Source organism: Chloroflexota bacterium (assembly GCA_035652535.1).
In the GTDB taxonomy this organism is placed as follows: domain Bacteria; phylum Chloroflexota; class UBA6077; order UBA6077; family SHYK01; genus DASRDP01.
On sequence record DASRDP010000097.1, the window covers coordinates 1 to 11,568 of the forward strand.

The 11,568-nt window shown below is 65.1% G+C and carries 9 protein-coding genes and 1 tRNA gene; 5 read left to right on the forward strand and 5 right to left on the reverse strand.

What is annotated here, in order from left to right:
* The first annotated feature begins 152 nt into the window (after nucleotides 1-152).
* Nucleotides 153-929 carry a hypothetical protein gene (locus VFC51_11560; protein HZT07660.1) on the forward strand — a complete coding sequence of 259 codons (777 nt, stop codon included), beginning with the start codon at nucleotides 153-155 and terminating at the stop codon, nucleotides 927-929.
* A gap of 145 nt (nucleotides 930-1,074) precedes the next feature.
* Here the strand turns inward: VFC51_11560 and VFC51_11565 are convergent, their stop codons facing one another.
* Nucleotides 1,075-1,917, reverse strand: coding sequence for an MBL fold metallo-hydrolase (locus tag VFC51_11565; GenBank protein ID HZT07661.1), 843 nt, complete (start codon nucleotides 1,915-1,917; stop codon nucleotides 1,075-1,077).
* A 438-nt stretch (nucleotides 1,918-2,355) separates the two neighbouring features.
* Nucleotides 2,356-3,546, reverse strand: coding sequence for a hypothetical protein (locus tag VFC51_11570; GenBank protein HZT07662.1), 1,191 nt, complete (start codon nucleotides 3,544-3,546; stop codon nucleotides 2,356-2,358).
* A gap of 475 nt (nucleotides 3,547-4,021) precedes the next feature.
* Between VFC51_11570 and VFC51_11575 the strand changes: the two genes are divergently transcribed.
* Nucleotides 4,022-4,570 (forward strand): pyridoxamine 5'-phosphate oxidase family protein, encoded by a 549-nt coding sequence (locus VFC51_11575; protein ID HZT07663.1) that lies wholly within the window; start codon nucleotides 4,022-4,024, stop codon nucleotides 4,568-4,570.
* Nucleotides 4,571-4,684: 114 nt separating this feature from the next.
* Here VFC51_11575 and VFC51_11580 read toward each other — a convergent pair whose 3' ends face one another.
* The 3 genes from VFC51_11580 to VFC51_11590 all read right to left on the reverse strand — a co-directional run bounded on the left by VFC51_11580 (nucleotide 4,685) and on the right by VFC51_11590 (nucleotide 8,592).
* Nucleotides 4,685-5,764 carry an LLM class flavin-dependent oxidoreductase gene (locus tag VFC51_11580; GenBank protein ID HZT07664.1) on the reverse strand — a complete coding sequence of 360 codons (1,080 nt, stop codon included), beginning with the start codon at nucleotides 5,762-5,764 and terminating at the stop codon, nucleotides 4,685-4,687.
* Nucleotides 5,765-5,866: 102 nt separating this feature from the next.
* A complete protein-coding gene (locus tag VFC51_11585; GenBank protein ID HZT07665.1) occupies nucleotides 5,867-6,181 on the reverse strand; it encodes a hypothetical protein in 315 nt (104 codons plus the stop codon).
* Nucleotides 6,182-6,279: 98 nt separating this feature from the next.
* Nucleotides 6,280-8,592 carry a xanthine dehydrogenase family protein molybdopterin-binding subunit gene (locus VFC51_11590; protein HZT07666.1) on the reverse strand — a complete coding sequence of 771 codons (2,313 nt, stop codon included), beginning with the start codon at nucleotides 8,590-8,592 and terminating at the stop codon, nucleotides 6,280-6,282.
* Between the two features lie 211 nt (nucleotides 8,593-8,803).
* Here VFC51_11590 and VFC51_11595 point away from each other — a divergent pair.
* The 3 genes from VFC51_11595 to infC all read left to right on the forward strand — a co-directional run bounded on the left by VFC51_11595 (nucleotide 8,804) and on the right by infC (nucleotide 11,492).
* Nucleotides 8,804-8,877 (forward strand) — tRNA-Val (locus VFC51_11595).
* A gap of 77 nt (nucleotides 8,878-8,954) precedes the next feature.
* A complete protein-coding gene (gene thrS / locus VFC51_11600; GenBank protein HZT07667.1) occupies nucleotides 8,955-10,778 on the forward strand; it encodes a threonine--tRNA ligase in 1,824 nt (607 codons plus the stop codon).
* Between the two features lie 84 nt (nucleotides 10,779-10,862).
* Nucleotides 10,863-11,492, forward strand: coding sequence for a translation initiation factor IF-3 (gene infC, locus VFC51_11605; protein HZT07668.1), 630 nt, complete (start codon nucleotides 10,863-10,865; stop codon nucleotides 11,490-11,492).
* The last annotated feature ends 76 nt before the right edge of the window (nucleotides 11,493-11,568 follow it).

The window sequence follows — 11,568 nt, forward strand, 5'->3', positions numbered from 1 at the left end:
CGCATCGACCCGGTCGCCGCCCGCCTGGCGGTGCTCAACTATCTCGCGAGCACCGGCGGCAACGTAGCGGCCACCGCTCGGGCCTTCGGCATTACCCGCCCGGTGGTCTACGCCATCCGGGCCAAGGAGCGGACGGGCGAAGTGAGCACTACGTGCTGGGATGGCCCAAGATCGACGAGATCGACGTGCAGTTCTTCAACGACGCCGATACGCTTACCGCCGCGCTGCTGGCAGGCTCCGTAGATCTCCCCCTCGGTTCGAGTCTCGCCCTGGAACAGGCCCTGGGAGTGAAGGACCAGTGGCCAGACGGCGGGCTCGCCATCAATTATTCGTCGTGGATCGTCGTGTTCCCGCAATTTATCAATGCAGCGCAGCTCTTGAATGAGATCGGCTATCAGAAACTCCCCGATGGCGGGTGGCGCGGGGCCGATGGGCAACGTCTGAGCCTGGAAGTCCATAGCACCGCCTGGCCGGCCATTCATACCAGGGCGTTCTTCCCGCTCGTGGACTACTGGAAGCGATTGGGCCTCGATATCGATCCCGTGGTGCTACCGGTTCAGCGACTGGCGGATCTCGAATACCGAACGCAGATGCCGAGCTTCGAGATGATCCGCTTCCCGAACGGCGCGGACAATGTCTGGCGGCTCCACAGCTCGGAGACACCGCTGCCGGCGAACCGGTTCACCGGAAGCAACCGAAGTCGCTATATGAGCGCAGAGTTCGACACCATGGTGGATCGCTACATGACGACGATTCCGTGGGATGACCGAATGCAGGCCCTGGGGGACATCGTCCACCAGATCTCCGATCAGCTGATCATGATGGGACTGTTCTACGACGTGAAGAGCTTCATGGTCGCCAAGCGGCTAACCGGCTTCACTCCGGCCGATAACGCTACCTGGAACGCTCACACCTGCGACATCCGGTGACCGGGCCCCTGACCGCCCGGCTGAGCAAGCCTGGAGAGAGGCCCAGCGGGCAACAACCGACAGCAACGAACAGCGGTCTGTGGGCTCCACCAATTTGTGGAACCCCATCGCCGAGGCAAGCAGAGAGCGCGGAAACAGCGACGACCTACTTGCTGAAGCTGTAGACGCGTCCGAGCTCCGGCGTTGTAATAGTCTGCCCGAGCCCCATGGCGTCGACCGCGCTCTGCGCCTCGGCAATGGTGGTTTGTCCGGCGCTCGGCTCGACCCGCTGATGGTGCGGGAAGACGGCGGAAAGATTCGGATTGTCGGTCATCAACAGCTTGACCTGCATCGCGAAATCCATGGGCTCATGACCGCCGTTGAGTGCGAGGATCGCCAAATCCGGGTGGTACATCTGGGCTACCAGCGCCTGGTCTTGGTGGGCCGCCGAACTACCGGCGAAGTAGGCAGTCCAGCCGTTCTCGAACGTGATCACGAATCCGGCCGCCGGGCCCCCGTAGGGTACGCGTTCGCTCGCCGCCGTCCCCAGCCCGCTTCCATGGACGGAGTTGACTATGCGAACCGTGATGCCATCGATGATCGCACGATCGCCGGGACCGGCCGCCTGGATCAACTGGGAGCGCGGGAGCCCTTTGTCAAGAAACCACGTGCCCATCTCAAATGACGGGCTTACGATCGTTCCACCCGTCTGCTCTGCAATCTCAAGAGCGTTCCCCATGTCGTCGCCGTGTCCGTCGGCTGGAAGAATGATGTCCGCTTGCGTCACATCGGAAAGCTGGATCGGTGAGTCGGGATTGAGCACCCACGGGTTCGTAAGCACGACTTTTCCCGTGGGCGACGTGAACCGATAGTGCGACCAGCCAAACCACTCCATCGTGACCGTCCCGGTCGGCGCCTGGGATGCCGAGCCCAGCCGTGGGATGAAGATCGCCGCCACCACCAACGCGGCGGTCACGAAGGCGGTCGCGGAACGGGCGCGGGATGCCATGATTGGAACCTCCTGTCGTCGATTCCCGAGAGCACGGCGAACGTAACACCAAGTCTTCGTTCGGTCAAACGACACAGCTGCCTACCTCACCAGCTCATCTCCGCGCTGTTGGCCGCGCTGGTCCCGGTCGTGGGGGCCTGCTCGGGACCCGCGATGCAGCCCATGGCGAAGGAGCCGTCGGCCGCTGGGCGAACGGCGCCTTCCGGACCTCAACGGCTCGCCATCGGCATATTGCAGGAGCCGCGCGGTTGGGCGCCGTGGAGGGAGCCACGACGGCCGGCGGGGCGCACGGTCTGGACGGTGACCTTTGATCTCGAGAGTTGCGGCGAGGGAGACCATTGCCTCACCATGATCGTGGAGCAGGCGTTAGAGGTTGATCTGCGCGCGACTTGCCCTTCGCCACGGACCTTCGATGTGATGGCCGGGAAGCGGTGAAGGTCAGAACCCCGGCCGCTCCGCTTCCGGCGGCGCGAAGAGCGAGTCGGGCATGTCGAACGGGATCTCCTTCTCATCTAGCATCGCCTTGAACCGCCGCCGAACCTCCGGGTCTTCCTGCCAGTAGCGGATCAGGCGCCCGCCCTCGGTGACGCTCTCGTGGGTCGGATTGAACTCTTCGCCGCCCCGCCCCGTGCGTTTCGGTGCGAGATCGCCGAAGGCGGTTCCACCATAGAACGCGATCTGGCGCATGGGGCCGGCGCCGGTGTTGAAGTGCGCGTGGAACCACTGGCCCGGGGGGCTGTACAGTCCTCCCTCCCCGAACGGCTCGATCACCACCTCGTCGCCATGCCCCGATTCGAACGGGCGCATGCCCAGCTCGAAGGGCCAGAGCATCACGAATCCCTCCGAGCGGAGCGTGTGGAGCAGGGCGCCGGGCCCGTGGTAGTGGGCCTGGTGGTAGCGGCCGGCGGGCCATTCGTGGATCGTGCCGCCAATGGTCTTGTTGACCATTCGGAAGCTGTGGGAGAGATTGCCATACGCCTTGTTGGAGGTGCGGAGCGAGGCGGTCCAGGCATCGTGGATAAAGTTCGTCTCCCACCAATTGCTGTGCGATCCCTCGCGGCCAAAGCGGTACTTCTTGTTCGACTCGACGAAGTACTGGTCGTCGTCTCCGGAGTACAGCTCAGGAAACGTCACGGGACAATTGAAGACGAAGTCCGCGCTGTTGAAGCCCTTCATGACGAGGGGAGCGCTATTCATCACCATGAACTTCGCCGGCTCGGCGCCCAGGTTGTGCATCCGGTGCCACGCGTTGAGCGGAATGGCGAACACGCTTCCCTTGCCCCACTCGAAGACCTGCTTTCGCGATTCTCCCTCCTGCCAGACTTCAGTAGAGCCGATCCCCTGCTCGACCAGCACGACCTTTTGACAGCACCATCGTTCCGGCTCCAGGCTTCGCCGGGGCGGGATCTCGACCAGGTAGAGGCCCAGGTTCGCTTCCATGTGCGCGTACAGGGTGATGAAGACGGCGTTCCCGCCGACGCGAGGCCACGGCGCCATTTCCAGCTCGCGGACGTCGTCCACCGTGAACCCCTCATGGATCGGGACCCCCTCCCGGCGCAGCCATTGGGCGTAGGGCGTCTCTGAAAACGCTTGCGTGATCCCCGTGATGTACGCTTGCTTCGCCGACATGTCTCTCCCCAGCGCTCCAGCAATTCGGTGCGCAGCTGCGATCCCGCGGGGTGTTTGGAGCGTCGATCCGCCGCTCATCCTACGATGCTCCGGCGCAGAGATTCAATGTGGCGCCGCCGGCGCCACCGCCTCTGGCTGTCAATCGGATCCCATGCTGAGCGTGAGTTGACGTCCCGGGCGCACATGCGTACGCTCGACGGGCGGAGCACGTATCCCCACGTCGGGGCGAAGTCGGTCGTACGGCGTTGGGGAAGCTGATGCGAGGAGGGCACCCTCGGTGGTCGCTTGGATTTGCAACGGTCGGGATCGGCATTAGGCTCGTTCTCCCGCTTGCCGTTGGGACCGGAATGCTCCAACTCCAAATCCCGGGCGCGCAGGCAGTGGTGCGGGATTAGCGACCAGTGCAATTCCATGGGTTTCTCCCTTACGATCTCGCGAGTTATGAACCACACCAATCGCGCCAAGGAGGTAGCTTGTGGCAAGCGTGATCGCAGAAATCGACGACAAGATGAAGCGGTTCCTCCAGGCCCAGCATCTCTTCTTTGTAGCGACCGCCGCCAGCAGCCTTGACGGGCACGTCAACGTGTCACCCAAAGGTCACGACACGTTCCGCATTGTCGGTCCGAAGACGGTCGCCTATCTCGATCTCACCGGAAGTGGTGTCGAAACCATTGCCCATCTTCGCGATAATGGTCGCATCACATTCATGTTTTGCGCGTTCGAGGGGCCGCCCCGGATCGTGCGTTTGCAGGGCCGCGGCCGGGTCATCGAGCAGGCGGACCCAGAATTTCCGGATTGGCGAAAACGTTTTCCCGAACACGACGGAGTCCGTTCGGTCATCGTGGTCGAGCTGGACCGGCTCTCCGATTCGTGTGGCTATGCGGTGCCGCTGATGAGCTACTCGGGGGAACGGACCCAGATGCAGGCATGGCTCGATCACAAGGGGCCGGACGGGATCGCAAGCTATCAGGCGAGCCACAACGTCAGTGTGGACGGCCTCCCCGGTCTCTCGAGCCTGGCCTAGTGGGTCGGTGGGGCCAGGCCCGCACAATACGGTCGGGCGGGGATTGATCCCCCGTCGCGACGTCTAGTCGGGCGGGGCCTTCTCCATGGCGCAGCCGCCATGCCTGGTCGGATCTCAAAATGGCTCGAACGACCGTAATGTCGGAATGACTCGCGTGCCGAACAGTGTGATCGAACGCCTGATCTCCTCGTCGGTCATGGCGCCAAAGTTCATCTCGCAGAGCAGCGTATTGATCATCCCCTCGCGCGCGGCTTGTTGAATGCTTCGCGAAACCGTCTCGGGTGAGCCGACGAACGCGAGGTTTCGGTCGATGAGGTATTCGACGTCGGTAACGTGGCGCGCGATCTCGGCTGACGCGTGCTCGCCGCGCCGCTCAGCGTTTTCCGCAAGCTGCGGCCGCAGCACGCCATCCACTTCGCGGACGCCGAACACCTTCGTAAAGGCGTGCTCGAAGTGGGGCTTGGCATGCTCCACGGCGAGCTCATCCGTTTCATCGACGTATACCAGGGCCCAATAGCTGACCTTCGGCCTGTCAGGATGGCCGGCCTTGCGCCAGAGGTCCACGTAATCGCGATAGCGCGGCGCGGCCTCGTCCCGCGGCATGAAGAACACGTAACCGGTGTGGATTCCTTCCTGGGCGAGGAACTCCAGGGTCTTCGGATCGCGCGACTCGATCCAGATCGGCGGATGGGGTTTCTGAATCGGCTTCACTGACAGCCGCAGGTTCTCGTATTGGTGGAATTGACCTTTGAAGCTGAAGGGCCCTTCAGTGGCGAAGGCCGTCTTCACGATCGCGAGCGCTTCGTTGGTGATGGCACGTCGGTTTTCGAAGTCCGCCTTGTACGGCTGGAAATAGTCGGGTGCGATGCCTGAGACGAGGCCGAGGTCTAGCCGACCGCCCAACACGTTGTCGAGCACCGCGGCTTCCTCGACGATCCGCAACGGATCGTACAGGGGGACGATGTAGCCCATGGGCCCGATTCGGAGGCGCTTCGTGTGGGCGGCAGCCGCGGCGCAATAGACGGCAGGCGTGGGCATCAACGCCTCATACGGACGGAAGTGATGCTCGACGGCAAAGGCGTAGTCGAAGCCGTGCTCGTCGCACAGCGCGAGCTCATTCCAGAGCTGCTCATAGCGCTGCGCGGCGGTCATGCCCGGCTTGTTCCAGACGTGGGAGAAGTGCGCGAACTTCATGCGCGCAGTGTAGTCCTCGGGCTGCTGTCCGGCAAAGGACTATGGCGCGCGGACGTGCACAGATCCTCTCGGCTCCGCGAGGATTGCGGTGGGCCGCTCGGGCTATTGCGCCCGGATCAGGTTCCCCGCGGGGTCCAGCTCGACGAAGTGGTGGGCGCGGCCCTCGCGAAAGGCCTTGCACTGGTTCTCCGCCTGGTCGTCGACGGGCTGCCTGGGTTGGTGCGCCACGTCCGCCACCCAGTCGGGGGCGAGGTCCTCGGCGATGCACGGGCCGCTGGCGAAGTCGGTTCCCCGCGCCCGCTCTTCGGCATACACCTGGCGCGCTCGGGCGATGGCGGCGTCCCGATCGGTTGACGCCACGCACGCCGCGACAACGTACGCGGTGGCGAACATGGGGATCGCGAGCCAGCGTCTCATGCCGGGATTTTTGCCAATTGGTCGGCGCGTGTCTATGCGCGTGCCCTGCTCCCGCTCGTCCTCAGCTTGTCGAAGGACGAGCGGAGGAGGCGAGTGGGCTACTCGATGTCCGCGAGCGCGCCCAGGCCGGCCAGGATCTTCTCCGGCGTAAAGGGCAGCGCGGTGAGACGCACGCCCGTCGCGTCGAAGATCGCGTTGGCGACCGCAGGGGCCACGCACGGGATCGAGGTCTGGGCGATCCCCTTGGAGCCGAAGGGCCCCGGCCCATCGCCGTGCTCGACGATGATCGTCCGAAATTGCTCCGGGATGTCCGCCATGTGCGGCAGCCGATACTGGAAGGCATCCGCGTTCAGGAGCTGTCCTTCCTGGTAGCAGACCTCCTCGAAGAGCGTTGCGCCGAACCCCATCACCGCTCCGCCCTCGATCTGCCCCCGGGCCGAGTGGTAGTGCAGGATCTTCCCGGCGTCGGCGACCGCCGCGTACTGGATGACCTTCACCTCGCCGGTTTCCTTGTCCACCTCCAGCTCCACGGCGGCGACGCCCGGTGACCAGTGATCATGGTCGCCGAAGGTCACGCTCAGGACCGGCGTCCCGTGCACGTACTCGCCTCGGCTGGTGATGGCGCCGCCGGCGGGCAGGCGCTCGGCGATCTCGCGGAGCTGCACGGTCTGCCCGTCCCTTCGCAGCGCGCCGTCCTCGACGCGCCATTCATCTGCCGCCCCGCCGTAGGAGCGCGCCGCCGCCTCGCACAGCTCCCGCTTCAGCGCCTCGCATGCGTTGCGCACGGCGTTGCCCATCTGGACCGTCGTCCGCTGCGAGCTGGTGCCGGAGAACATGAGCTGGTTCCCCGTGTCGGGCTCCCCTACATGCACGTCATCCTGAGAGATCCCGAGGCTGCGCGCGGCGACGATGCTGATCATGGTATGGGCGCCCTCCCCCACGTCGGGCGCGTTGTGCGAGATGGTGACACTCCCGTCGCGCTCGAGGGTTGCGCCCGCCGTGGCGGACCCGATGGACGCGCCACGCCGGACGGAGACGGCCATCCCGCGCCCGCGCACGCGCCGCCCGTCCGTGCCGACGGGGATCGGTCCGGCTGTGCGCCCGTCCCATCCGATCGCCCGCACGGCCTGCTCCATCAGCTCCACGTAGTCGGTGTCCATCTTCGGGATCCGCGTCGCCGCTTCCTTGCCGTCGCGGATCCACGTGGCGGCCGGGATCGTCTCGCCTCGGGTCAAAAGGTTCTTGGCCCGCAGCTCGATCGGCGCGATCCCCAGGTGACGCGCCACGCTGTCCATCGCGCAGTCGATGCCGAACGAAGTCTGGTTCTTCCCCGTGTTGCGGAACATGGCCGCGGGCACCTTATTGGTATAGGCGGCGCAGGCCCGGACGCGGAAGTTGGGCAGGCGATAGCCTCCGAAAGCGGAGTTGACGGCGTTCGACGTGGCGATGCGCGTGCCCGTGAGGTACGCGCCGGCGTCGACCGCCAGCTCGACGTCCAGGCCGAGCAGCGTCCCGTCGCGCTTCACGCCGACTCGCGCCGTGTAGTCCATGGCGTGCCGCGCCGTGACCCGAAAGCTCTCCTCCTCGGTGGCGAGGAACTTCACCGGTCGTCCGATCCGCATGGAGAGCGCGGCGGCCGCCAGCATCTCCCGCGAGCTGTGCTTCGCCCCGAAGTTGCCGCCAACGTAGGGCACGTGGATCCGTACCTGCTCGGGGCTCACGCCGAACAGCTCGTGCATCTCGCGGACGACGTCGAACGGGTTGTTGCTCGAGGACCACGCCTCGATCCCCTGGGCCGTGTAGTTGACGAGGACCGACATCGACGGCTCGATGGGGTGGTGGTAGATGGTCGGCGAGGTGAAGGTCCCCTCGAAAACATAATCGGAGTCGCGCAGGGCCTGCTCCACGTCGCCCCACTCCAGCGTCTCCACGTGGGCGCGGTTCCCTTCGGCATCCGCGTGCAGGTTCGGCGCGTCGGGCGCAATCGCGACCTGCTGGGAGAACAGTGGCTCGAGGATCTCCCACTCGATATCCACCATGCTCGCGGCCGCGCGCGCCGTCCGGAGGTCCTCCGCCGCGACCATACCGATGATGTCGCCGTCGAACCGCGCGCAGTCCGTCGTGATGAATCGGTTGTCAGATGTCTCGGGCACGAGGTGCACGTCGTACTCACCGAGGGAGTTCGGGTCGAGGATCGCGACGACGCCGGGGAGCTTCGCCGCGCGCGACGAGTCCACCGACACGATGCGCGCGTAGGAGTAGGGGCTGCGGATGGCTGCCGCGTACACCGTGCCCGGCAGATTCGGCAGGTCCTCGACGTAGCGGGCGGCGCCGGTCACCTTCTCCTGAATGTCGACGCGCGGACGTTCTCCGATGGCGGCGGGGTCCACCGCCGACGGCTCAGCAGCCATGGCTGTGGGTGCTCCTCATAAGGTGCACCTCCACGGTGAGAGTTTCTCGGGCGAGTGCCGCAATCATATCCCAGGCCGTGCGGCCCAGCCAGATCCAGCCCCCTGACATCTTCGGAGCAGTACTGTCCACATCCAACTCGGCATCTCCTCATCGAGAAGCATCTGGGGCGACGTTGACCGTGAATCGAGGGGCGGATATCATCTTCAGCACGGGCAAGTAGCTCAGCTGGTTAGAGCGCCACGTTGACATCGTGGAGGCCAGGGGTTCGAGTCCCTTCTTGCCCACCGAGCCTGGGTGGATTGCGAATGAGTCAACCTCTCGTCCCAGGGCGAGAGGTTTTTTGTTATTGGCGAGGGGGTCTATGGGGTCGGACAGCGGGGTGCAAGCGGTCGGGTCCTCTCCCGACCTTGACACGATGCGGCATAGCGCCGCCCATCTCATGGCGGCGGCCGTGGAGCGGCTATTCCCGGGCACCCGTCTCGGGATCGGCCCGAACATCGAGCATGGGTTCTACTACGACGTTGATGTGCCCCAGCGCCTGACCCCCGAGGACCTCCCGCGCATCGAGGACGAGATGCGGGCCATCGCGGCCGAGCGGCTGCCCTTCGTGCGCGAAGATGTGCCCATCGACGAGGCGATCGAGCGCTTCCGCGCTATGGGCCAGGATTACAAGGTCGAGCTATTGACCGACCTCAAGGAGCGCGGCACGACACGTATCGCCAGCCGTGAGGACGCGGACGTCGATCCATCGAACGTGGACAGCGCGAGCCTCTACCACACGGGCGCCTTCGTCGATCTCTGTCGCGGACCCCACGTCCGCCACACGGGAGAGATCGGCCCCTTCAAGCTGCTGAGCCTTGCAGGCGCGTACTGGCGCGGCGACTCCGCGCGTCCCCAGCTCCAGCGGATCTACGGCACAGCGTGGCCAACGCAGGCGGCCCTCGATCAGTACCTCTGGCGGCTGGAGGAGGCGGAGAAGCGCGATCACCGCCGGCTCGGCCGCGAGCTCGAGCTGTTCATGTTCCACCCATGGGCGCCGGGCGAGGCCTTCTGGCTCCCGAAAGGCGCGACCGTCTACACCCTCCTTTCCAATTACATGCGGCACTTGCTCGTCGACACGGCGGACTACGTGGAGGTGCGCACGCCCCTGGTGTACAATCGCGCCCTCTGGGAGACCAGCGGTCACTGGGAGAAGTTCCGCGACGTCATGTTCCCGGTCCATACCGACAACGAGGAGATGGGCCTCAAGCCCATGAACTGCCCCGGGCACATGCTGATCTATGCAAGCGAGCTGCGCTCGTACCGCGACTTGCCCCTCCGAATCCACGACCAGGGCGTGCTCCATCGGAACGAGGCGTCCGGGGTTCTCTCCGGGCTCACGCGCGTGCGCCAGTTCTGCCAGGACGACGCCCACCTCTTCATCCGTCCGGACCAGCTTGGCGATGAGGTCAGCGGACTCCTGCGGCTGGTCGGCCAGGTCTATGGCGCGTTTGGTTTGACCTACGACGTCGAGCTGTCGACCCGGAATCCGGAGAGCTACCTCGGAGAAGTCGCGACGTGGGACGCCGCCGAGGCGGAGCTGCGCGAGGCGCTCGAGGCGAACGACGTTGCCTACCGCGTCCAGCCCGGCGAGGCGGCGTTTTACGGACCAAAGATCGACTTCCACGTGACCGACGCCATCGGGCGCCGGTGGCAGTGCGCCACGATTCAGCTCGACTATCAGCTCCCCCAGCGCTTCGACCTGACGTACGTCGGCGAAGACGCGCAGCGCCACCGGCCGATCGTGCTCCATCGCGCGATCTTCGGGAGCTTCGAGCGGTTCATCGCGATGCTCATCGAGCACTACGCCGGGGCGTTTCCATTCTGGCTCGCTCCGGTCCAGGCCGTTGTGCTCCCCATCGCGGACCGGCACGCGGAATTTGCCGCGTCGGTGGTGAAACGGCTGAGAGATAGCGGCTTTCGTGTCACGCTCGATGCGCGGCGGGAGAACTTAAACCACAAGATTCGTCAGGCGCAGCTCCAGAAGATCCCGTACATGTTGGTGGTCGGAGACCGAGAGGTTGCGGCCGACTCCGTGGCGGTCCGCTTGCGAAGCGGCGAAAACCTGGGCACCCTCACCGTATCGCAGGCACGTGCGCGGTTCGTTGAAGAAGGCAGCCAATACGGCTTGTCGAGCGTATACTGATTTCAGAAGTCGCGCGTTCCCGTGCACTTTGCAGACGAATACACCTGATGAGGCAGGAGGAGGACCATAAGTAAAGACCTTCGGATAAACGAGCAAATCCGCGTCCGCGAAGTCCGACTGATCGACGAAGAGGGCGGCCAGCTGGGTGTCGTACCGACTTTGGAGGCGTTGCGCATCGCACGCGAGCGCGGCGTCGACCTGGTCGAGGTGGCCCCGACCGCGGTGCCGCCCGTATGCCGCTTGCTCGATTACGGACGGTTCAAGTACGAGCAGGAGAAGAAGGACAGAGAGGCTCGGAAACACCAGAAAACGGTGCTCATGAAGGAGGTCCGACTCCGGCCCAAGACCAGCGTCCACGACGTGGACTTCAAGACCAAGCAGATCGAGCGATTCGTGGAAGAGGGCGACAAGGTCAAGGTCACGCTACGGTTTCGCGGGCGCGAGATGGTGCATCCGAACGTCGGACGCCAGCTCCTCGAGGAGGTCGCCTCGCGCGTCAAGTCGGTTGCCACTGTCGAGCGGATGCCACTCATGGAGGGCAACACGATGACGATGATCTTGACCAAGGCAAAGCCCGCGGGTGCGCCGCAAGCGCCGACGCAGCCGGGCGCTCCCGTGCCCGCCGCGACAGCGGCGCCGCGACCGGCGGCTGCGCGGCCGGTCGCCCCGGCCGAGGCCCCCGCGCCGCGCCGTCCCGCCGACGGGCAGCCCTAACGCGACACGCACGCGTCTAGGAACCGATCGGCGCATGGAGGGGCGGGATCTGTGCGCCCGCGGCACTTTCTATAAT